This is a genomic window from Microbulbifer yueqingensis (assembly GCF_900100355.1).
GTDB lineage: Bacteria > Pseudomonadota > Gammaproteobacteria > Pseudomonadales > Cellvibrionaceae > Microbulbifer > Microbulbifer yueqingensis.
On the sequence record NZ_FNFH01000001.1, the window covers coordinates 377,704 to 400,594 of the forward strand.

General features: G+C 65.1%; 18 protein-coding genes. 4 read left to right on the forward strand and 14 right to left on the reverse strand.

The annotated features are described in order from the left end of the window. Positions 1 to 23: 23 nt before the first annotated feature. The 12 genes from BLT26_RS01725 to BLT26_RS01780 form a co-directional block, all read right to left on the reverse strand. A complete protein-coding gene (locus BLT26_RS01725) occupies positions 24 to 2,015 on the reverse strand; it encodes a transglutaminase TgpA family protein (RefSeq protein ID WP_245720546.1) in 1,992 nt (663 codons plus the stop codon). Beyond that, complete coding sequence (locus BLT26_RS01730; protein ID WP_091507220.1) at positions 2,015 to 3,013, reverse strand: DUF58 domain-containing protein; 999 nt, start codon at positions 3,011 to 3,013, stop codon at positions 2,015 to 2,017. Before BLT26_RS01730 ends, BLT26_RS01725 begins: the two co-directional genes overlap by 1 nt. Positions 3,014 to 3,017: 4 nt before the next feature. Beyond that, positions 3,018 to 3,929 (reverse strand): AAA family ATPase, encoded by a 912-nt coding sequence (locus tag BLT26_RS01735; protein WP_091507223.1) that lies wholly within the window; start codon positions 3,927 to 3,929, stop codon positions 3,018 to 3,020. A 240-nt stretch (positions 3,930 to 4,169) separates the two neighbouring features. Then, positions 4,170 to 5,354 (reverse strand): O-succinylhomoserine sulfhydrylase, encoded by a 1,185-nt coding sequence (locus tag BLT26_RS01740; protein WP_091507227.1) that lies wholly within the window; start codon positions 5,352 to 5,354, stop codon positions 4,170 to 4,172. A 150-nt stretch (positions 5,355 to 5,504) separates the two neighbouring features. Continuing rightward, entirely contained in the window at positions 5,505 to 6,992 is a 1,488-nt protein-coding gene (gene purF / locus BLT26_RS01745; protein WP_091507231.1) for an amidophosphoribosyltransferase, read from the reverse strand. Positions 6,993 to 7,035: 43 nt separating this feature from the next. Then, entirely contained in the window at positions 7,036 to 7,530 is a 495-nt protein-coding gene (locus BLT26_RS01750; RefSeq protein ID WP_091507235.1) for a CvpA family protein, read from the reverse strand. A 164-nt stretch (positions 7,531 to 7,694) separates the two neighbouring features. Then, the gene (locus BLT26_RS01755; RefSeq protein WP_175452996.1) at positions 7,695 to 8,315 is read right to left on the reverse strand and encodes an SPOR domain-containing protein; all 621 of its coding nucleotides are present in this window, start codon (positions 8,313 to 8,315) and stop codon (positions 7,695 to 7,697) included. Next, positions 8,302 to 9,558: a bifunctional tetrahydrofolate synthase/dihydrofolate synthase gene (folC, locus tag BLT26_RS01760; protein WP_091507242.1), complete on the reverse strand. Its 1,257-nt coding sequence runs from the start codon at positions 9,556 to 9,558 to the stop codon at positions 8,302 to 8,304. Before folC ends, BLT26_RS01755 begins: the two co-directional genes overlap by 14 nt. A gap of 115 nt (positions 9,559 to 9,673) precedes the next feature. Further along, positions 9,674 to 10,528 carry an acetyl-CoA carboxylase, carboxyltransferase subunit beta gene (gene accD / locus BLT26_RS01765; protein WP_091507245.1) on the reverse strand — a complete coding sequence of 285 codons (855 nt, stop codon included), beginning with the start codon at positions 10,526 to 10,528 and terminating at the stop codon, positions 9,674 to 9,676. A 152-nt stretch (positions 10,529 to 10,680) separates the two neighbouring features. Next, positions 10,681 to 11,490, reverse strand: coding sequence for a tryptophan synthase subunit alpha (trpA, locus tag BLT26_RS01770; protein WP_091507249.1), 810 nt, complete (start codon positions 11,488 to 11,490; stop codon positions 10,681 to 10,683). Positions 11,491 to 11,539: 49 nt separating this feature from the next. After that, on the reverse strand, positions 11,540 to 12,757 hold the full coding sequence (gene trpB / locus BLT26_RS01775) for a tryptophan synthase subunit beta (RefSeq protein ID WP_091507253.1): 1,218 nt from the start codon (positions 12,755 to 12,757) through the stop codon (positions 11,540 to 11,542). A gap of 54 nt (positions 12,758 to 12,811) precedes the next feature. Continuing rightward, on the reverse strand, positions 12,812 to 13,432 hold the full coding sequence (locus BLT26_RS01780; protein ID WP_091507257.1) for a phosphoribosylanthranilate isomerase: 621 nt from the start codon (positions 13,430 to 13,432) through the stop codon (positions 12,812 to 12,814). Positions 13,433 to 13,630: 198 nt separating this feature from the next. Between BLT26_RS01780 and BLT26_RS01785 the strand changes: the two genes are divergently transcribed. The 4 genes from BLT26_RS01785 to BLT26_RS01800 are packed head-to-tail and all read left to right on the forward strand — an operon-like array spanning position 13,631 to position 18,827. Continuing rightward, positions 13,631 to 14,035, forward strand: a complete 405-nt coding sequence (locus tag BLT26_RS01785) for a GntR family transcriptional regulator (RefSeq protein ID WP_091507260.1) — start codon at positions 13,631 to 13,633, stop codon at positions 14,033 to 14,035. Beyond that, positions 14,028 to 14,936 (forward strand): ABC transporter ATP-binding protein, encoded by a 909-nt coding sequence (locus BLT26_RS01790; RefSeq protein ID WP_091507264.1) that lies wholly within the window; start codon positions 14,028 to 14,030, stop codon positions 14,934 to 14,936. Before BLT26_RS01785 ends, BLT26_RS01790 begins: the two co-directional genes overlap by 8 nt. 10 nt (positions 14,937 to 14,946) lie before the next feature. Then, positions 14,947 to 16,809 carry a hypothetical protein gene (locus BLT26_RS01795; protein ID WP_091507267.1) on the forward strand — a complete coding sequence of 621 codons (1,863 nt, stop codon included), beginning with the start codon at positions 14,947 to 14,949 and terminating at the stop codon, positions 16,807 to 16,809. Beyond that, a complete protein-coding gene (locus BLT26_RS01800; protein ID WP_091507271.1) occupies positions 16,806 to 18,827 on the forward strand; it encodes an alpha/beta hydrolase family protein in 2,022 nt (673 codons plus the stop codon). Before BLT26_RS01795 ends, BLT26_RS01800 begins: the two co-directional genes overlap by 4 nt. Here BLT26_RS01800 and truA read toward each other — a convergent pair. Together truA and BLT26_RS01810 are read right to left on the reverse strand one after the other, a co-directional pair. Beyond that, positions 18,824 to 19,717, reverse strand: coding sequence for a tRNA pseudouridine(38-40) synthase TruA (gene truA, locus BLT26_RS01805; protein ID WP_091507275.1), 894 nt, complete (start codon positions 19,715 to 19,717; stop codon positions 18,824 to 18,826). The genes BLT26_RS01800 and truA overlap by 4 nt on opposite strands. Positions 19,718 to 19,792: 75 nt before the next feature. Then, entirely contained in the window at positions 19,793 to 22,891 is a 3,099-nt protein-coding gene (locus BLT26_RS01810; RefSeq protein WP_091507279.1) for a FimV/HubP family polar landmark protein, read from the reverse strand.

Sequence of the window (22,891 nt, forward strand, 5' to 3'; positions counted from 1 at the left end):
AATCGAACCTGAATTCCCCTGAATTAACCCCGCCGCACCAGCGGCCAGAACCCCCGCAGCAGGCGACGCAGCTGCTTCATGGCTGCGGGATCGTCGGCGTAGGCGGCGCGCTCGTAGGCGGTCGTGATGCTCGCCGCCATGGGCCCAAGCCGCGGGCGTTCGCGCGCCACCCGCTTGGCAAAATCCCGTGGTGCCTCGCCGCTTTCGCGCTCGATACCGGACCGTGCCAGGCGACGGCAGAAGCGTTTATACAGCCGTTCGGCCGGAGGCAGTGGGCGGCCCCGGCCGGCCAGCCACAACCAGCCCCAGATCCCAAGCAGCGCCATTGCCGCGGGCAGGCCCACCAACAGCGCCAGGCGCGGGGCGCTGATCTCGCCGAGCAGGTCGCGCAGCAGGTCCTGCTGGCGCTCGCTGTCGAAGCTGATCACGGTGCGGTACCACCGATAGTTGATCATATCCCACTGCAGTCGCAGCCGGTTGAGGAGCGGGATGCGGTGCACGGGCAGCAGCGCCTCGCGCATGAATTCGTCAGCGGCCGCCCGCTGCAGGCCATCGCGGATACGCTCAGGGGACACCGCCCCCGTGGGATCAATGCGATGCCAGCCGCGTCCCGCGCTCCAGATTTCCGCCCAGGCATGGGCATCATACTGGCGCACCAGCAGGTACTGCTCGCCCTCCACCCACTCGCCGCCCTGGTAACCGGCCACTACCCGGGCGGGCACGCCCGCCGCCCGCATCATGAAGACATAGCTGCCGGCAAAGTGCTCACAGAAGCCGCGCCGGGTGTCGAAGAGGAAAGCGTCGACCGAGTCCCGCCCCAGCCGCGGCGGCTCGAGGGTGTAGGTGAAACTCTCATTGAAAAAGCCCAGTATCTCGGCAGAGATTTCACCGGGCGAGAGGCCCCGCTCGCGCAGGCGGGAAGCCCAGGCCCGCGCCCGCGGGTTGCCGACGGGGGGCAATTGCAGGTTGCGCCGGCGCTCGAATTCACTGAGCGCCGGTTCGCCGGGAAGGGAGTCACGGGGCCAGGAGTGCACGTCGTAGGCCAGCCGGCTGTATACCGGTTCGGACCGCACCAGCCGGTCATCGGCGGTCTCGCCCACGCCGCCGGTCTCGGAGTGCGGGCGCGCCATGGCGAACAGCCAGCGGTTGTGGGTGGGCTCCTGGATCACCTGGTAGCGGTAGCGCGGCCCCACCTCCGGCAACGCCCGCTCGCTGTCGCGCCAGGTCACCCGGCCGCCCTCGCGGGGATCCACACCGAAGCCCTGGGTCCAGCGGCGACCGTCAAAGTCGGAATATACCAGGCCGCGCCAGTAACGCTGGTCCGGTGGCGGCACGGGGCCGTCAAAAGTAATACGCAGGGCCGGCTCGTCGGACTGGGAAAGCCGTGCAAAGTCCCCCGGCGACATGCTGTCGGAAACGCCGGTGGAGGCGGACGCGCTGTCCTGGGGCACGGCCCACAGGGGTCCGAGCCGCGGCATGACCAGGAACAGCAGCAGCATCAGCGGCACCGACTGGGCCAGCAATCGCGACGCCAGGCCCAGCGCACGGCGGGGCCGGGCACTGGGCCCACCCGGCTGGGCCGCCAGTGCGGCTGTGACCACCAGCACCGCCAGTGTGCCGTAAACTGCATGGGGAATACCCTGCTCGAACACAAACAGGGTGGCCGCCACGAAGTAGGCCAACAACAGGCTGAGGAAGGCATCCCGCCGGGTGACCAGCTCGAGGTTCTTGAGGGTAAAGGACACCGCCAGTAGCGCCACCATGGGTTCCAGCGCGAACCACTGCCGGTAGGACAGGACCAGCCCTGCCAGCACACCCGCCACCGCCACCAGCTTGAAAGCGCGGCCCGGCAGCGGGCGCCGGCCGCGGGACACTTCCGCCCGCCAGTAGACCGCCGCAATCCAGCCCGCCACTATCCAAAGGGGCAGGCGCGCGAAATGCGGCAGCAATACCGCCAGCTGCGCGGCAAATATCCACAGCAGGCTTTCCCGCGGCAGCAGGTCCCGGTAAGTCATCACACCCCCTGGACCGGGAACAGGGCCAGCGCGGCCAGCAGCCGGTCGCGGTGGCTGGGCCCAAGGCCGGGTTCGATGGCCCTGCCCGGCAGGCGCAGGCCGTACGCCAGCTGTTGCCGGTCCGCGTCCAGCACCCACTGGCACAGGTTGCCGAGACGGGTCTCGATATCGCGGCCAGCCAGCAGGTCCCACTCCAGCCACAGGCGGCTGTCCACGCCGCTCTCGTAATCCTTGCTGTGCAGGCCGCGGCCGGCGGCAAACTGCTTCCACGCCACCTGGCGTGGAGAGTGGCCCAGCTGGTATTGGCGCAGGCCGGCAAAATCATCGCCGCCGCGTCGCTTCTGCTCGCTCTCGCCCTCTGCCAGGGCGGCGCCCAGCGGCAGGGGGCCGGCCGGCCGGGGCTGCGGGTAAACCAGGAATTCCACGTCCAGGTCGATCCAGCTCCAGCAGCGGAACAGGCCCAGCGGGAAGCGGGTCTCTATCCGCAACCGCGGCGCGCGCACCCGCCCCCTTTCCATCACCGGTAGCGCGACCTCCACCTCGACCGCACCTTCTCCGGGCACCTGTACTGTCACCGGGTCACCGGCCGGCCAGCCCAGCTGGATATGCTCGCCCCGTCGGTCGCGGTCCCGGGCCAGTGCCAGCCGCGCGGTGGCGAAATCACCCGCGAAGGCAGTGCCAGCCTCCAACAGCCGGATTTCTATGCCGGAAAGGTTGGCAAAGGTATGCAGCGGCAGGACCACGAACAGGCTCGCCAGCAGGAAGGCGAGCGCGAACACCAGGTTGTTTTCGTAATTCGTGCCCAGCAACCACAGCAGCACGATCACCAGGGCAAACGCGAGACCGGCCCGGGTGGGCAGGATAAACAGCTTGCGGTGGTCCAGGGTCACGGCGCGGGCAGCGGGTGCCCGGCGGCTTAGCCAGGCGGAATGCAGGGCGCGCCAGCGCCGGCTCCAGGTGTCGCCCTTTTCGTCTCGCACGGCGTCGGGAATGGCCATAGGTTCAGGCCGCGATCACGTCGACCTGGCGCAGGAGGCGCTCCACCAGCTGGGCACCGTCGCCGCTGTCGCTGTGGAGCCGGTGGCCGGCCACCGCCGGCAACACCGCCTGTATGTCCTCCGGCAGGACGTGGCCGCGGCCGTGGATCAGGGCCCATGCCCGTGCCGCGTGCAGCAGCGCCAGGGCGCCGCGCGGCGACAGGCCAACCGGGCATTCCGGGCTCTGCCGGGTGTGCTGGACCAGTCGCTCCAGGTAGTCCAGCAGGCTGTCGGATGCCTTCACCTGGCCCACCAGCTGCTGCAGGCCCGCCAATCCGGCCCGGTCCACCCGGGGGCGCAGTTGCCGCAACTGCTGGCGCGGGTCCACACCCTGGAACAGGGCGCGTTCGGCCTCGCGCGTGGGATAGCCGAGGCTGATTCGCATCAGGAAACGGTCCAGCTGCGACTCCGGCAGGCTGAAGGTGCCGGACTGGTGCAGGGGGTTCTGGGTGGCGATGACGAAGAAGGGCTGCGGCAACGGGCGGGTCTCGCCGTCCACGCTCACCTGGCGCTCCTCCATCGCCTCGAGCAGGGCGCTCTGGGTCTTGGGCGAGGCGCGATTAATCTCATCAGCCAGCAATAGCTGGCTGAAGACCGGGCCCTCGTGAAAGCGGAACTGTCCACTGTCGCGCTCGAAAATCGATACGCCGACAATATCAGCCGGCAGCATATCGCTGGTGAACTGGACCCGCTTGTAGGACAGGCCCAGCACCTGTGCCAGCGCGTGCGCCAGGGTGGTCTTGCCCATGCCGGGCAGGTCCTCGATCAACAGGTGCCCGCGGGACAACAGGCAGGCCAGGGCCAGTTTGACCTGGTGTTCCTTGCCCAGTAAAACCTTGCCGACATCGGCGACCAGGGTGGAAATAATCTTTTGCACGGCTAATCCATTACTGCTCGGTTTTTCTTGCTTCCGCTTACCCGGTTATCGGCCTCAGTCGCGGGACTGGCCGATGCGGCCGCGGGTTTGCCCCCGTAAGGCGCGCAAATACGCTTTCGCTGCGCCCTTGCCGCCGGATACGGATAAAACGGCTGTACCAGTTTCTAATCATAGGTCGCCCGACCGGGGACTCCGCGCCAGACGTCACAAATCGCGCCAGCCCTGCCCCCTGGGGCCGGCTCAGTCGAGCGCTGCCAGGCCGCGGGCCAGGTCGCGCTGCAGGTCCTCGACGTTTTCCAGCCCAACGGACACGCGGATGAGGTTCTCGGTGATACCGGCGCGGGCCTTGTCTTCCTCGCTCAGCCGGCCGTGGGTGGTCGTCGCGGGATGAACAATGGTGCTCTTGGCGTCGCCCAGGTTGGCCGTGACCGAGAAGATCCGGCAGGCATCGATCACCTTCCAGGCCTCTTCGCGGCCGCCGCGCACGCGGAAGCTCAGCACCCCGCCAAAAAACTTCTGCTGGCTGGCCGCGAGGATGTGGCCGGGGTGACTGGGCAGGCCGGTGTAATTGACCTTCTCCACCGCCTCCTGCTCGTTCAGCCACCAGGCCAGCGCCAGCGCGCTGTTCGAATGGGCCTGCATCCGCAGGCTCAGGGTCTCCAGTCCCTTCAGGAACACCCAGGCGTTGAACGGGCTCATGCTGGGACCGGCAGTGCGCAGGAACACCACCAGCTCGTCCATCACTTCCCGGCGCCCGACCGCCACACCGCCGACGCAGCGGCCCTGCCCGTCCAGGTACTTGGTGGCCGAGTGCACCACGATATCAGCGCCCAGCTCCAGTGGCCGCTGCAGCGCCGGTGTACAGAAGCAGTTATCCACCACCAGCTGCGCCCCGGCACTGTGGGCCAGGTCCGCCAGCTGGCGGATATCCGCCACCTCGCACAGGGGGTTCGACGGGGTCTCCATGAACAGCAGCCTGGTGTCACCGTCCAGGGCCTCCTGCCACGCCTGCACATCCGTGAGGTCCACGAAGGCCACGCGCACGCCGAACTTCTCCATGTAGCGGGTAAACAGCGCCGTGGTGGTGCCGAACACGCTGCGCGAGCAGATCACCTTGTCGCCGCTTTTCAGCAGCGCCATGCACAGGCTGAGGATGGCCGCCATGCCACTGGAAGTGGCTACGGCCGCCTCGCCACCCTCGAGCGCGGCAATACGCTCTTCAAAGTTTCGTACGGTGGGATTGGTATAGCGCGAATAGACGTTGCCCGGGGACTCACCGGAAAAGCGCGCGGCGGCCTCGGCAGCCGAGGGAAACACATAACTGGAAGTGAGGAACAGGGCCTCGGAGTGCTCCCCTTCCGGCGAGCGTACCTGCCCGGCCCGCACCGCCAGGGTCTCCAGAGAGTAATCGTCGTCTTCGAACATAAACCGTCCCGGGTACTGATGAGGCTTGAACGGTGAATGATGAACGATGGCGACAGATTAATAAACTGCCTGGTCGCTCTCTGTGCGTGCAGTTGGCAGCAAGGGGGAAGTGATGGCGGGCGGGCACAGGGCCCGCCGCCGGCAGGAGGGTCAGAGAGAGGTCTCGTTGCCCTTCTCGTTCTTGGCCTCGTCATTGCGGGAGGCGTGCAGCTGCTCGAGGTACTCGTCGTCCACATCACCGGTGATGTAGTTGCCGTCGAACACCGAACAGTCGAACTGGTCGATCTTCTCGTTGCCCTCCGCCGAGCACTCGACCAGGTCCTCGAGATCCTGGTAGATCAGCCAGTCAGCGCCGATCTCCTCGCAGATCTCCTCGGTGGTGCGGCCGTGGGCAACCAGTTCCTGCGCCGATGGCATGTCGATGCCGTAGACATTCGGGTATTTCACCGCGGGCGCAGCGGAGGCGAAGTACACCTTGGCCGCCCCGGCCTCACGGGCCATCTGGATGATCTGCTTGCAGGTGGTGCCGCGCACGATGGAATCATCCACCAGCAGCACGTTCTTGCCGCGGAACTCAAGCTCGATGGCGTTGAGCTTCTGGCGCACGGACTTCTTGCGCTGCTTCTGTCCCGGCATGATGAAGGTGCGGCCTATGTAGCGGTTCTTCACCATGCCCTCGCGGAATTTCACCCCCAGGTTGTGGGCCACCGTCTGTCCGGCGGTGCGGGCGGAATCCGGGATGGGAATCACCACGTCGATGTCGTGGTCGGGTCGCTCGCGCAGGATCTTCGCTGCCAGGTGCTCGCCCTGGCGCAGGCGCGCCTTGTGCACCGATACGCCGTCCATGATGGAATCCGGGCGGGCAAAGTAGACGTGCTCGAAGATACACGGGTTGAGTGAGGTGTCCTCGGCACAGATCTCCGAATGCACGGTGCCGTCCAGTTCGATGTAAATGGCCTCACCCGGCGCGACGTCCCGCACCAGGGTGTAGCCCAGCACGTCCAGCGCCACAGACTCGGAGGCCACCATGTACTCGGTGCCCTTGTCGGTCTCACGCTTGCCGTAGACCAGCGGGCGGATACCGTGCGGGTCGCGGAAGGCGACGATGCCGTAACCCACGATCAGGGCCACGCAGGCGTACCCACCGCGCACGCGCTTGTGCACCGCCTTCATGGCCGTGAAGATGTCCTCGGCCTTGGGCTGCAGCTTGTGCTGCTTGTGCAGCTCGTGGGCGAAAACGTTCAGCAGTACTTCGGAATCGGAATCGGTATTGATATGGCGCAGGTCCTGGAGGTAGATCTCCTCCACCACCTCACGCACGTTGGTCAGGTTGCCATTGTGGGCCATGGCGATCCCGTAGGGGGAATTCACGTAGAAGGGCTGGGCCAGCGCCGGGCCGGAGCTGCCGGCGGTGGGGTAGCGCACGTGGCCGATACCGAAATTGCCGGCCAGCCGCTGCATGTGCCGCGCGCGGAACACGTCCCGCACCAGGCCGTTGGCCTTCTGCTGGTTCAGGCGGTCCCGGTCGCAGGTTACGATGCCGGCGGCGTCCTGGCCGCGGTGCTGCAACAGCGTGAGAGCATCGTACAACTGCAGGTTGACGTCACTCTTACCGACGATACCGACAATACCACACATAGTTTTAGCCCTACTGGTCGAAAGGGGCGGACGCTCCGCCCGGTTAAAACAAGTCTGCGAAGAATTTCTGGATTCCTTCGGCCGCTTCCCGCGCATGGTCCTCGAAGGCAAGGAAATGGGGAATCAATGCCGATTCCTGCCACCAGGGGTCCTCCTCCACCGGGATCAGTCCCGGAGCCAGGATCAGCAGCGCCAGCACGATGATGGTGCCGCGCAGCAACCCGAACACCATCCCCAGGGTACGGTCGGTACCCGACAGGCCGGTGGCCTCGACGAACGCGGACAGTGTCATATTCAGGCCGGCACCGGCCAGCAGGGTAAATATGAACAGGATGGCGAAGGCGGCGATCATCTGCAGGGAGGGAGTATCCACCAGCCGGGACAGCAGCGGTGCGAGTTCGTCGCGGAACATCATGGCGATCACAAAGGCGGCCACCCAGGTAAGGAGAGAGAGGACTTCGCGCACGAATCCCCGGCTGAGGCCAATCAGCGTGGAAATGGCCACGATTACCAGGATGGTCCAGTCAGCCCAATTCATTCAACCTACCTGCCTCGGCAGCTGCCGCGAGAAGCGCGCATTCTAACTTACCCGGGAGGGCGCGTGAAGCTGCGCGCAAAAATGCAGTTGGTTAGGAGCCACAACCCAATGTCTGCCCGGTTCCGCAATCAAAATCCACCCAACCGGGACCGAACAGTCCCTCATCAGGCACTGAAGCGCAGCACCAGGGTCTGCAGCTTGAGCAGCTGGTCGAGCTCGCGCTTGACCGTGCGGGCATCGGCCTTGCTGGTCTTGGGACCGACAAAGACACGGGTAAAGCGGCCCTTGTCAGTGCTCACTCCGCGGGTGAAGGCCTTGTAGCCCTTATCCAGCAGGCGGTCCCGGAGCGCCCTGGCCTGGCTCTCGCGGCTGTAAGAAGCCACCTGCACCACCCAGGCTACGGGCAGCCCTTTCGCATCGAGCACCGGCTCTCCCGCGGCGGGTGCACTGTCGGCCCCCTCCCCTTCCGGCTCCTGCGGCCCCGACCCGGGCCGGGCGGGCGCGTCGGCCGGCTCCGCGGCCAGTTCCGGCTGGAAGGTTTCATCGGGGTGCGGGGCCGGAGCCGCGTCCGCCACCGGCTCGGGCTCGGCAATGCGGATGGGCTGGATATCGGGTTCCGGGGGAATCTGGGTGGTGACGTCGATGTAGCGGGCACCCTCGCGGTCGAACAAAGACGGAAGGAATATTACCGCGAGCGCAGCCAGCACCAGCGCGCCCACGATCCGTTGCTTGAAGCCATCGTCCAGTCGCCCCCGCTTGGCCGGGGCGCGATCACGACTCGCCATCGATGTCATCTCGTACGTGTTGTAAAACTTCTGCAACGGTAAAGAAAGAACCGAAAACAAGCAACCTGTCCGCGCTGCCAGTGTCTGCGACCAGCCGGTCCAGTGCCCCGGCCACGGCCGGGCAGTCAGCCGCCACCCGCTCTGCCGTTACCCCGGCCGCCGCCAGTGCGGCCACCAGCGCCTCGCAACCCGCGGCACGCGCATTGCCCGGCAGCAGGGCCGGGCACCATTCATCGACCACCTCCGCCAACGGTGCGAACAGTCCGGCCAGGTCCTTGTCCGCCATGGCCGCGACCAGCGCGCGGGTCCGGCCGGCAACCGGGTGGTCTGCCAGCCAGCGCGCCAGGTAGGCCGCGGCGGCGGGGTTGTGTCCCACGTCCAGCAACAGCTCCCGGCCGCGCCAGTCCAGGCGCTGGCAGCGGCCCGGCAGCTGCAACCCGGCCAGCACCTCCTCGACGCCGCTGCCCGGCAGGGCATCCAGCACCAGCAGCGCGGTCAGCGCCGCGGCGATACTGGGGCGCGGTAGCGCCGTCGTCGCCGGCAGGGTTATTTCGGTCGCACCAAAGCGATAGCGATCGCCGTCGAGGGCGAATTCACTGCCGATGAAATACGCCTCGGCTCCCATACTGCCGGCGGCCGACACCACCGACAGCGGCGGCTCCGGGTCGGCGCAGACGAAGGGTGCACCCGGGCGCAGGATGCCGGCTTTCTCGCGCCCGATCACCTCGCGGTCGTTGCCCAGCCAGGCCTCGTGATCCACCGCGACACTGGTGATCACCGCCAGGTCCGCGTCCACCAGGTTGACTGCGTCCAGCCGCCCGCCCAGCCCCACTTCCAGCAGCGCATATTCGACACCGGCGCGCCGGAATAGCCACAACGCCGCCAGTGTGGTGAATTCGAAATAGGTCAGGCTGGTATCGCCGCGCGCGGCCTCCACCGCCTCGAAGGCGGCGACCAGGTCGGCATCGCTCACCTCGCGCCCGCCGATGCGCACCCGCTCATTGAACCGCAGCAGGTGCGGCGAGCTGTAGGCTCCGGTGCTGTGGCCACCGGCCAGTAACAGCGCCTCGAGGGTGGCGACGCAAGAGCCCTTGCCGTTGGTGCCGGCCACCGTGATCACCCGCGGTGCCGGCCGCTCCACGCCCAGGGTGCTCGCCACGGTGGCCACGCGGGTCAGGCCCAGTTCGATTTCCGTCGGGTGCAGCCGTTCCAGCCGCTCCAGCCAGAGTTGCAATTCGGTCATGGATTACCCCGTGTCAGGATGGTATTTGCATCAGTATGCCGGCAGCTGGGCGCCGGTAACAGGGGAGAGATAGAGAGATCGGGGGCGCGCCGGACGGCCGCGCCCCGGGCCGGCGTCAGGCGCCAGACAGCTTGCCCAGCAGGCGGGCGATGGTAGTGCGCATGTCCCGGCGGGGAATGATCATGTCGATGGCACCGTGGTCGAGCAGGAATTCGCTGCGCTGGAAGCCCTTGGGCAGCTTCTGGCGGATCGTCTGCTCGATGATGGCGGGGCCGGCAAAACCGGCGCGGGCACCGGGCTCCGCCGCATTGATATCCCCCAGCAGCGCCAGGGACGCGGACACGCCCCCGTACACCGGGTCGGTCATGACCGAGATGTAGGGCACCCCGGCCATCTTCATTTTCTCGAGTACCGCGGAGGTCTTGGCCATCTGCATCAGGGAGATCAGGGCCTCCTGCATGCGGGCGCCACCGGTGGCGGAAAAGCACACCAGGGGGATTTTCTCTTCCAGCGCCAGCTGGGCGGCGCGGGTGAAGCGTTCACCCACCACGTAACCCATGGAGCCGCCGTGGAAGGCGAACTCGAAGGCCACCGCCACCAGCGGCTTGCCCTCCAGGGTGCCGCGCATGGCGATCAGGGCATCCTTCTCACCGGTGGCTTTCTGCGCCTGGCTCAGGCGGTCCTTGTACTTCTTGACGTCCTTGAACTTCAGGCGGTCCACCGGCACCACGTCGGTGGCCAGCTCTTCGCGGCCGTCCTCGTCCAGGAAGACGTCCAGCCGGCGCCGCGCGCCGATGCGCATGTGATGGTCACACTTGGGACAGACGTCCAGGTTGCGCTCCAGCTCCGGGCGGTACAGCATGGCGTCACACTTGACGCATTTCTTCCACACCCCCTCCGGGACCTTGCTGGCGCCGGGACGGCGCTCGGTGCGAATGACCGCGGGAACGATTTTTTCTAACCAGCTCATCTTGTTTCCAAATCCCGATGCTTTTTCAGGGCCAAGCGCTGTCCTTGGCCGATGGCTTTGTGGGCGAGAATTAAAACACTAACACCATTTACCGGTGCGGCCAGTTCAGCCGCTGACGGCGGCTTTCTGGCCAGCCAGTCACAACTGTGAAATCAGGCATCCAGGGCGGTGCGGATCTCCCCGGTGATTTCCGCCACCGCATCCCGTGCGGCCGCGCCATCACGGGCCTCGCCGATCGCCGACACCAGTACGCTGCCGACCACCGCGCCGTCGCCCGCCTCACTGACTGCCCTGGCCGAGGCGCCGTCCTTGATACCGAAACCGACGCACAGCGGCAGGTCGGTAAAGCGGCGAATCCGCCCCAGGTTTTCGCGCACCGCCTGGGGGTCCAGGTTGCCGGCACCGGTGACGCCCTTCAGCGAGACATAGTAAACAAAGCCGCTGGCGAGCCGCGTGATGGCCTGGATCCGCTCTTCACTGGTGGTGGGCGTGAGCAGGAAGATATTGCGCAAGTTGCGCGCGCGCAGCAAATCGCTCAGCGGACCGGCCTCTTCCGCCGGCAGGTCTACGGTCAGCGCGCCGTCCACGCCGGCCTCCAGCGCCGCATCGGCGAAGCGCTCCGCACCCATCCTCTCGATCGGGTTGGCATAGCCCATCAGTATCACCGGCGTGTCGCTGTCTTCCCGCCGGAACTCCCGCACCATCTCCAGGCACTGGCGCAGCGAGGTGCGGAATTCCAGCGCGCGCTCGTGGCCGCGCTGGATCACGGGCCCTTCCGCCATGGGGTCAGAGAAAGGCACCCCCAGCTCGATCAGGTCGGAGCCGGATGCCACCAGCTGGTGCATCAGCGGCACGGTATTTTCGGGGCCGCCGTCGCCGGCCACCAGGTAGGTCACCAGCGCCTTGCGGCCCTCTTCGCGCAGCCGGGCAAACCGGCGGTCGATTCTGTTCTGTTGTGTCACTCGCTCAATTCCTGTTGCTTCGCACTGCTGCAAACCTGTGGCCGGTGCCCTAGACCTCGATACCGTCGATTGCGGCCACGGTGAAGATATCCTTGTCGCCGCGCCCGGACAGGTTGACCACGATGTTCTGGTCCGGCGACATGCCGGCGGCCAGTTTCAGCGCGTAGGCCACCGCATGGCTGGACTCCAGCGCCGGCAGGATGCCCTCCTTGCGGGTCAGGGTGCGGAAGGCGCTGAGGGCCTCCTGGTCGTCGGCCACCACATAGTTCACGCGGCCGATATCCTTGAGCCAGGCGTGCTCGGGACCGACGCCCGGGTAGTCGAGGCCCGCGGACACGGAGTGGGTCTCGATAATCTGGCCGTCCTCGTCCTCCATCAGGTAGGTGCGGTTGCCGTGCAGCACACCGGGCACGCCCTTGTTCAGCGGGGCGGCGTGGCGCCCGCTGGCCAGGCCCTCGCCGCCCGCCTCGACACCGTACATCTTCACGTCGCGGTCATTGAGGAACGGGTGGAACAGGCCGATGGCGTTGGAACCGCCGCCGACACAGGCCACCAGCGCATCCGGCAGACGGCCGAATTCTTCCAGACTCTGGGCGCGGGCCTCGCGGCCGATCACCGAGTTGAAATCGCGCACCAGCTGCGGGTATGGATGCGGGCCGGCGACGGTGCCGATGATGTAGAAGGTGTCGTCGACATTGGTCACCCAGTCGCGCATAGCCTCATTCATGGCGTCCTTGAGGGTCTTGGACCCGGACTGCACCGGGATCACCTCGGCCCCGAGCAGTTTCATGCGATAGACATTCGGGGACTGGCGCTTGACGTCCTCGGCACCCATGTACACCGCGCACTCCAGTCCCAGGCGCGCGGCGACGGTGGCAGTGGCAACGCCGTGCTGGCCCGCACCGGTTTCTGCAATAACACGGCGCTTGCCGCTGTGCTTGGCCAGCAGCGCCTGCCCCACGGTATTGTTCACCTTGTGGGCACCGGTGTGATTGAGATCCTCGCGCTTGAGCCAGATACGCGCGCCGCCGGCCTCAGCCGTCAGGCGCTCGGCCAGGTACAGCGGCGAAGGACGGCCAACGTAATGGGCCAGGTCGTAATCGAACGCCGCGCGGAATTCCGGGTCGTCCTTGAGGCGGCTGTACATTTCCTGCAGCTCGTCCAGGGCTCCGATCAGCGTCTCGGACACGAAGCGACCGCCGAAGGGACCGAAGTGTCCGCCCGCATCGGGAAATGCTGAATAATCTACTGGCTTCTGATCGCTCACTCTAACTGCTCCTGTTACACCTGGTCCCGTAGCTGTTGATTTGGTGGCTGGCACTTATCCGCCGCCCGCCTGCCGCGCCGCGGCAATGAATGTGTAGACCCGGTCGGCATCCTTGCGCCCGGGCGAGGACTCCACCCCGCCGCTGACGTCGACGCCCTGGGGATGCGCCTGGCGTATCGCCGCGGCGACATTGTCCGGGGTCAGCCCGCCGGCCAGCACGATCTGCTGGCCGCTGTCCTGCGGTACCCGCTGCCAGTCGAAGGACTCGCCGGTGCCCCCCGGCACGCCCGGGCGATAGGCATCCAGCAGGAAGCCGCGGGCGCCCGGATGCCCGGCCATGGCGGCCAGCACATCCAGGTCCTCTTTCATACGCAGCGCCTTGATATATGGACGTTGGAACTGCTCGCAATATTCGGCCGGCTCATCGCCGTGGAACTGCAGCAGGTTGAGAGGCACTTTCGCGAGCACCTCGTTGACGGTGTCGGCGCTGGCATTGACGAACAGTCCCACCAGGGTGAGGAACGGCGGCACCGCCGCCGCAATCGAAACCGCCTCGGGCGCGGTGACACAGCGCGGGCTGTGCTCGTAAAACACCAGCCCCAGGGCATCCGCCCCGGCTTCGGCAACCATCGCCGCGTCTTCCGCGCGGGTTATACCGCACACTTTCACTTGCATCGCGTTACGCAACCGACCGGTGGTTCAATCAAAAAGGGAGTCAGCGATACTAGCAGATTGGCGCCGGCCGCGAAATGCGGCCCCATGACGATCCCCTGCCTACCATGCCCGCCAAAGGCATGACCGTCCCGCTTGACAGCCGCTCCCACAACTCCTACTGTACCACCACACACAGCACACCTAGAACGGAAGCGGGAAATGATAAAGATAAATACGGGCGACTCGCGCCCTATCTTCCGCCAGATAGTCGATAGCATCCGCCGGCAAATTGCCACAGGCGAACTGGAGCCCGGGAGCAAGCTGCCCAGCGTACGCGGACTGGCGATGCAACTGACCGTGAACACCAACACTGTCGCCAAGGCCTACAGCGAGCTGACCGCCCAGGGCTGGGTGGAATCCCGTCCGGGACTCGGACTGTTTGTCTCCAAGCCACGCAAGCTGTTCAGCGACCGCGAACAGGAGCGCCGCCTGAACGAAGCCATCCAGCAGTTCATCAACCAGGTAATCGGCCTGGACTACGACGCAGGGCAACTGCTGGAGCGCCTGGAGCGCGAAATCAAGGCACTGGAAAAGGGTCAGGGGAGGAGTGCCGGCAATGAGTGAGTTCGCCATCCGCACGCAGGGGCTCTGCAAGCACTACGGGCGCAAGCGGGTCCTGCACAACCTGAGCCTGGACCTTCCCCGTGGCGGTATACACGCGCTGGTTGGCAGCAACGGCGCCGGCAAGTCCACCCTCTTCCGCCTCCTGCTGGGCTTAACCGAACCCAGCAGTGGCAGCTCAGAGATACTCGGCTGCGAAAGCTGCCAATTGACCCCCGCATTGCGCGGGCGCATCGGTTTTGTCAATGAGGAGCATACGCTGCCCGAGTGGATGCGGGTGGAAGCTGTAATGGAAATGCAGCGCAGCCTTTACCCCCAGTGGCGCGAGGCCACCTACCGCGAGGTGCTGGGCAATTTCGATGTGCAGCCGGGGCAGCGGGTGAGTGAATTATCCCGCGGCGAGCGCGCTGGTTTTAACCTGTCCCTGGCGCTCGCCCAGAGTCCGGAGCTGCTGATACTGGACGAGCCCACCCTGGGCCTGGACGTGGTCGCCAAGCGCGCCTTTCTCGAAGCCCTGATGTTTATCGGCACCGACTCCGGCTGCACCATTCTCTACTGCTCACACCAGATGGAGGAGATAGAGAGAGTCGCCGACAACCTGCTGATTATGGAGCGGGGCGAACTGAAGTCCGTATCTCCACCGGACGAATTCAGCGCCCGGGTGCACCACTGGATTGTGGAGTTCCCGGAGCGCCCCCCCGCCAATAACGAAATCCCCGGACTACTGCAGCTACGCCGCATCGACGACAGCTATCAGCTGACGGTGCTAGACGCCGGCGAGCCGCTACAGCAATTCCTGCAAGACCGCGGTGCCAGGGTCCACTGCAAACTTCAGGTGAGCCTGGATGAGGCGGTAAACAGCTACCTGGCAAAAAACCACCGCACTGCACAAGCTGCACAATAAGGAATAAAAAATGTGGAACCTGATCAAATGCGAATGCCTGCGCTTTCGCAAATGGGCCCTGGGCCTGACCGCATTACACTTGCTGCTGCTCGGCTACCTGTATATCGGCGGTGCCCTGCGTCCTTCTGAGCCCGGCATCGCCTATAGTGCGGCCATACTCTACGCGCTGGTGGGCCTCGCCTTCGGCCTGGTGCAGGTTGGCGGCTACCGCCGTCCCAGCCAGTGGGTGTTCCTGGTGCACCGCCCGCTGGCGCCGGCGCGCATCTGGCTGTCGTTGGTGGCCGCGGCCCTGCTGCTGATCACCATCGCTATCGTCGCTCCACTGTACCTGGTCCTGCTGGGTGTAGACTTTGGCAGCGCACAGGATTTCGACCTGCGGTTTTACCTGTTACCGCCCTACCTGTTCGGCCTGGTGTTTTCCTTTTACCTCTGCGGCACTTTTGTTTTACTGAGCAGCTCCCGTGCCGCGCTCCTGGTGCTCGCTTTGCCAGCGTTGTTCCTTACCAGGGAAGCGGGGCTCTGGATTTTCCTGCCACAGCTGGCGGTGATTGGGCTGCTGTTGTGGCTCAACCGTTGCGCATTCAAACCCGACCAGAAAGCGCAGCCAAAATCGGCCGCCGCATTGGTGCCCACGGCGCTGGCGATACAGTGGGGACTCTACTACACACTTTACGCAGTCGCGTCCCTGACCTTCCAGTTTGGCCAGATGGCCCTGAACCAACACCCGAACTCAAATCCCGTGCCGGATACCCCTCACAGTATTGTCGGCATGGAAGACACCGCGGCCATGCAGTACGCCTTTGGCGAGAATGAGGCCCCCCTCCTGAAGAGGGAGCTTGCCATCGCTGAAGTGCACCGGGCCTACGCTGGGTGGAACCACTTTCCCTTCCCCCAGCAGCTACCCTTTGCGGATCGTGGCGGCTATCTGCTCGACAAGGCCCGCAACGTCCAGTGGCATTTCAGCCACGACCGCATGCTGTTTAAAGGAATCAATAGCCGCAGCGGTGCCGACGCCGGCTGGATGGGCCGCAGCGGCAGGATCTACCCTTCCACCGACGGCATGGCTGCGGATGAATATTTCCGCGAGATTCCACTGGTGGTCGATGAAACCACCCTGGTGACCCCCCGGGAGCTTTACCGTGCGGATTTCGACAGTCGACGCCTGGAACTGCTCCACGCCCTGGAGAACGACGAGGAATACCGCAGCGGCCCGCAGCTGGAAGGAAAAATGGCCGTCGCCATCAGCAACCGCAACCTGTATTTCTTCGACGCCTTCAGTCTTCGCAACGGGCACGAACTACTGCAGCCGGATGCTACCGTCGCACTGCCCGGCAGCATCGACAACCTGCATTCGATTTATGTTGCGGAGCTGGCTGACGGCTATGCCGTCAGCTTCCTGTACGGCACCTACGAGCGCCAGGGCTGGTCTCCGGCACTACTGGTGAGTGGGCTGCTGCCGCTGGGCGGGGAATTTTCCGATACCAGCACCAGACCCTTGCAGCCCTCCTTCTCCGACTGGTTTATCTACAAGCAGTACCTGATTTCCCCGCTGCTGGCTTACTTGAGCAAGGCAACCTGGTCGGCGATAGAGCCCCGCCACGAAGGCTCGGTTTCGCTGCACACCCTGCTTTCCCGCCCGATACCCGTCCAGGTGCGCACCGCCATGCTGGTTAGCGCCCTGCTCTGCGCATTGCTGACGGCCCTGCTCTCCCGCCGTACGCAGTTGGAATCCAGAGGGCGCGCCATCTGGATCACCTGCAACGCATTCACTGGAATCCCCGGGCTGCTGACCTTCCTCTGCCTGAGCGAATGGCGCGAAGCGGACCGTGACCAGGCAGCAGCGGAAGTTGCACAGAGAGCACAGCTGGCATGATCCGCTCAATCATTCTCGCCACCCTGCTCTTGTACGTTACCCCGCCCGTCGCATCGGAGCTGCCAGCTGAGCTGGCGGGCGCTGTGGCGACCAGTGAATCCGCAGAGCCGGCAAAATTGCTGCCGAGGCAATTCTTCCTCGCACAACCCGAAATCGCCCTGGCACGGCTTTCGCCAGACGAAAGTCGGGCGGCAGTAATCACCCGCGAAGGACAGGACTTGACCCTGTACCTGCTGGAACTCAACAACGGCAGGAAAATTGAGCGCTTCCGCAGCAAATCCCTGCGCGACGTGCGGTGGTCCGGAGACAGCCAGGTGCTGTTCCTGAAAACCGACCAGGGCCTGGCCGCAGCCAACGCAGGCAGCGGGCGCCCCCATTTACTGGTACGCCTGGACACGGATAAAGAGGAATCCTTTCTGGGCGTGGCACCGAGAGGCGCAGCGGCTTTCGTATCACTGCCGGCCAAACGGGGCGGTCACGAAATCTACCGCCTGGAAGTGAACGGCGAGCGGGAACTGCTCTTGCACACCGAGCACCCGGTCCGCGACCTGCTGGCCGACGAGACGGGTATCCGCTACCTGCGCCTGGTGGAGGGCGATGCCCATACCCTGGTCCAGCTTATCGGCAACAAGCGAAGAAAGGTCTTCCAGTGCGATTTTCTCGATGCGTGCGAACTCCTCGGATCGAGCGGCGACAAACTGTTGCTGCGCAGCGACGGCGACGGCCAGTACCGGCGACTGCTGCAGCTGGACACCAGCTCCGGAAGTGTGACCGAACTACACCGGGACCCGCAGGGTATCGCCAGCCTCGACACAGTGCAGATTGCCCGCGATGGCCGAACCCCGCTGATCGCCAGTTACCGCAGTAATTACCGCCACAACTACGGCCTGGGCGCAGCCACGCAACGGGTAGGCGAACTGGAGCGACAATTTGCAGGCAGCGACCTGGAGATCGCGGCCCACAGTGCCACGGGTAATTGGCTGGTTCGCGAAGAGCGTTCCGATTACCGTCAGCCCCGCTATTTTTTATTGCGGGCCGGAAGCCAACAACCCGAACGCATACTCAAGGAGTTCCCGCATGAACAGATCATTGGTGATGAACGCCAGTTATCCGCAAAGATCCCGTTCAGGTTCACCGCCTCCGATGGCCTGGTAATCCACGCCTACATCAGCCTGCCCAGCGGCGGCGACCTGTCCCGGGCACCGATAATCGCCCGTCCGCACGGCGGTCCCTGGAACCGGGTGGATTCCGGAGCGGATGTTTTTACCCAGTTTCTCGTCAACCGGGGCTATATCGTGTTTGAGCCCAATTTCCGCGCTTCCACTGGTTATAGCCGCGATTTCGCCCTGGCCGGCCGCGGCGAGTTCGGCAACGGGCGCGTGCAGCAGGACATATTGGACGGCCTCGACTTTTTATTGCAACGGGGCATCGGCGATGTGCAAAAGCAGGCTATCGTCGGTCACTCCTTCGGCGGATTCTCCGCTTTGACCGGGCTGGTGTTCACCCCGGATCGCTTCCGCGCTGGCCTGGCCGCCTCGCCTCCACCCGACATGGTGAGCGCGGTAATTGCTTACGGTAAACGCCTCGGCCTGCGCGCCAACGGTATCAGCTGGTCCAGGTCCCTCGAGGAACTGGTGGGGGAGCTGGGCAATCCGGAGTTTGTTGCACAACTGAGAGGCCAGATGCCCGGCGCCTACCCGGAGCGGGTAAAGAGGCCGCTGCTGGTAATTGCGGGCGGTATGGACGAAAGGGTGGATCGCCGGCGGGTAAAAGGCTTCGTTTCCCGTGTGCAGGAAAGTGGAACCGATATCTGGTTTCTGCTGGACAGGGACGAGGGCCATATTTTCCAGAAACCCCTGGCGCGGGAAGCCTACTTATACATGGCGGAAACCTTCCTCGCCCGCTACCTGGGTGGCCGGCACCAAAGGGAGACCTCGCCGCCCCTGCAAAGCTACTTGCGGCAAACACTGCTCACAAACGGTGGTCGGGAGAGAAATGCGACAGCGAACCGGAATTAAACCGGCAGCCCGCCCAGGGGTAACGGCACCAGCAGCGGGCCGGGCTCGTGGGCGGGTAGCCCGAATTCCGCTGGATACTGCACATTCACCAGGTAGAGCCCGAAGGGCGGCGCCGTGACGCCGCCGGCGGTGCGATCGCGGGCCGCCAGCACCTCACCGACCCATTGCGGCGCCCGCTCACCGCGCCCCACCGCCATCAGTACCCCGGTGATATTGCGCACCATATGGTGCAGGAAGGCGTTGGCGCTGATCTCCAGTACGATCAGTTGCCCCACCCTGGCGATATCCAGCCGGGTAATGTCCCGCACCGGGCTCTTGGCCTGGCACTGGCTGGCGCGGAAGCTGGTGAAGTCGTGACGGCCGACCAGGTACCGGGCACCGGCGCGCATGGCCTCCAGGTCCAGCGGGTGCTGGGTCCAGGTAACCTCGGCGGCGGCCTGGGCCGAGCGGGTCGGCGCGCTGTGGATCAGGTAGCGGTAACTGCGCGCACGGGCGGAGAAGCGGGCGTGGAACTGAGGTGACACCTCCCTGGCCCAGTGCACCCGCACTGCGTCCGGCAGTTTCGTATTCACGCCCTCAACCCAGGCGCGCGTCGGTCTCACCGCACCCGTGTCGAAGTGGATGACCTGGTTGGTGGCGTGAACGCCGGCATCGGTGCGCCCGGCACAGACCAGTGTCACCGGCTCGGCGGCTATCGTGGACAGTGCTTTTTCGAGGTAGGCCTGCACAGTGGCGTCTGCGGATTTCTGCTTCTGGAAACCGTGCAACCGGGCCCCGCAATACTCCACCCCCAGGGCGATACGACGCAGGCCCTCCGGCAACCGCTCGCCGGGGGGAATCTCGCCGTTGGGCTTGTAATGCCAGTGATTGTGCGGTTTTTCGCGCTGCATGGGTTCCTACTTTCTTTACATGGCGCCATAAAAAAACCCCGCAGCCAGTGCGGGGTTTTCCTCAGCGGCAGCGGGTCAGGAAATGCGCTCCAGCATTTCGCGGGCGCGCGTCTTGTACTCGTCGCTGCCCTCTTCCGCCACCTCGGCAAGAATATCCCTGGCGCCGTCCTTGTCACCCATATCCACATATGCCTGGGCCAGTTCCAGCTTGGTGCCAAGCTCGTCGCTGCCCTCGAGCAGGTTGAGCTCGGAATCCAGGTCGCTGCCCAGGTCAAAATTCAGGTCGCCGAAGGCGCCGCCGGTATCGCTGCTGGCGGCCGGCTGCGTTGCATCCGAGGAAGGAGTTGTGGATTCAGCCAGCTCCAGCTCCGGCTCAGGTTCCGCTGTGAGTGTAGCGTCTTCCTCTGCGGCACCGCTGCCGGCATTCAGTTCGCCGTCAAACTCGTCCAGGTCGATGGAGTCCAGGTCCAGCCCGGAGCCGAGGTCGTCGCCGAAGCTGTCGTCAAAGTCGTCCAGCGACAGTTCATCAACCTGGTCCGACGCAGCGTCCTTGTCCTCAGCGGTTACTTCGCTGTCAGTAGCTGCAGAGCCGAATTCCAGGTCACCGCTGGATTCCTCTTCCTCCATGGGCGACAGGTCCAGGTCGAAATCCAGTCCCGCATCTTCTGCCGTGGTCTCGCCCTCCGCGGCGCCGGTCCCGGCACTGCCAAAGTCGTCATCCAGGTCCAGGGAGAGGGAATCGAGTTCGTCACTGGCAGGTTCTGCAGAATCGCCTGTCTCCGCTTCGCCGCCCAGGTCCAGGTCGCCGGACATCAGGTCGTCGAAATCGAAGGAGTCACCGCTGTCGCCGGACTCTGCACCGAAGCCCTCCGCATCGCCGAGGTCGCTGCCCAGGTCCAGGTCGAGGGAGAAATCCTCTTCATCAGAGGACCTGGAATCGGAACCGAAGTCGCTCTCCTCACCAAGATCCATGGTCAGGTCGTCCAGTAGGGAGCTGTCCCCCTCACCGGCCTCACTGCCACCGGCGGAGTCACTGCCACTGCTGAAATCAGAGCTGAAGTCCTCCTCATACGAGCTGCTCAGGTCATCGAGCTGCATCGCCTCGAGGGACTCGCTGGTGAATGTCTCGTCGCCACCCTCAAAAGGTGCCGCGCCGTCGATGCTCTCGCGCAGGCGGGCGGCGCGGTCTGCGGCCGGGCCATCGCTGACGCTCAGGAGCTGTCGGTAATGATCGTCGAACTTGTCAATATTCTGCTGGTGCGCGTAAACCTCGAGCAGCATCAGCCTGGCATCCACATGCTGCGGATCCTTTTCCAGCCCGGACACCAGCTTGGCTTCCGCATCGCTGTACTGGCCGAGGGACAGGTGGATCTCCGCCTCGGACACCGGATCGCCGGTGTCGACGTCCTCAAACTGGTCCATGTCGAAGTCATCACTGGTCTCGAACGACTCCACTGCGGCCAGGTTCTCGTCCTTTTCCTCGATCTCGGGGGCATCGGCAAGTGCGCGCTCCGCGGCCATGTCGGCCTCGACCTGGCGCATCGCCTCTTCCTCTTCCTTGCGGCGGCGCCAGCTCATAAAGCCGACCACGCCCAGCAGGAAGACACCGGCGCCGATACCGATCAGCTGGATATTCTCCATCAGGCGCTCGAGCAGGGTCGGCTCCTGGCTGGTCTGCACGCTCACCACACGGTTGCGCGCGTCTGCCGGCTGGCTGTCGGCCTCAGTCGCAGCAGTCTCCTCAGCAGCGGTGGTCTCATCGCTGCCCTGGTCAATGGCTGCTGCTTCGCTCCCGACGGTGCTGTCGGTGGCCACGTTCTCTTCTTCCGTGGATTCGGCACTGTCGGTCTCTTCGCCAGCGGCGCTCGACTGCTGCGCCGCGGCCTGGATCGCTGCCATCTCCTCGTTGGAGACCTCCACCAGCTGCTCCATGGTGTCGATCTGCTCGTCGAGTTCGGAGATACGCTCCTTGAGTTCCTCGTTCTCCAGGCGGGACTTGTCCAGTTCCTCCTCGGTAACGGCCAGTTCGCCCTCGAGCGCCTCGCTGTCCTCGGCACCGCTGCCGGAGCCGGACTGGACCGATTCGTTGTCACCCGGTGCCGCCAGGCTCACGCGGCCCTCGACGGCCTCAGTGGCAGTACTGTCACCGGAGGCAGCGCGCGCATCCAGGGGGGCCCCGGTCGCGGCTTCGCCGGTGCCGGTGCGCTGGCGCCAGGCATCGTTCTGCGCAGCCACCTGCGCTACGGCATCGCCACGGGAAACGGCGCGCACCTCGCTGATATCCGGCAGCCGCAGCACGGCCCCCTTCTTCAGCAGGTTGATATTGCCGTTGATGAATGCCTCGGGGTTCAGGCGCTGGATGGCGAGCATGGTCTGCTGCACCGTGACATCGCCGTGGGTGCGGTTGTCGCGGGCAATCTCCCACAGAGTCTGGTTGGCCGACACCGGGCCGTAGACCTGGCTGCTGGCGCTTTCTGCAGCGCTGGGCTCGCGCTGCAGCTCCATTGGCTCTTCGGCGGCCGGCTGCTGTGCCTCTGCCGGCGGCTGCGCTTCCGGTTGCTGTTTTTCCGGCTGCTGTTTTTCCGGCTGCTGGGTTTCTGGTTGCTGGGCTTGCGGTCGGGGCTCTTCGGCCACCTCGCGGGTCGGTCGCGGCGCCTGCTCCTGCACCTGGGGACGCGGTTCGGGGGCGCGGGTGGTCTGCGGTGGCGCAGGCTGGCGGCGCACCTGCTGGCGCTCGCGCTCGGCGGCGCGCACCGGCTGCTGGGCCGCGGTGGTGGAGAAGGCCGGCAGGTCCATCAGCAGGGTATATTCACGCAGCAACCGGCCACTGGGCCAGCGTGTTTCCACCAGGAAATTCAGGAAGGGCTCGCGAATTGCCTTTTTGCTGGATACGCGAATCACCGGCTGGGCACCGGAATAATCCACCTCGAACTGCAGGTCGGTCAGGAGGTAGGAGCGATCGACACCCGCTCGCTCGAAATCCTCCGGGCTGGCGAGACGCACCTTGATCTCGCCCTCACCCAGGCCGCGCGATTGCAACAGAGAGATTTGTGCTTCGAGGGGCTCGTTGAGTGTCGAATTCAGTTTTATCTCACCCAGACCGAGCGCCAGAGCCGCGTTGCCACTCAGTGCGCTGACCATACCCACAGCAAGCGCCAGCTTTCGCACACGCAT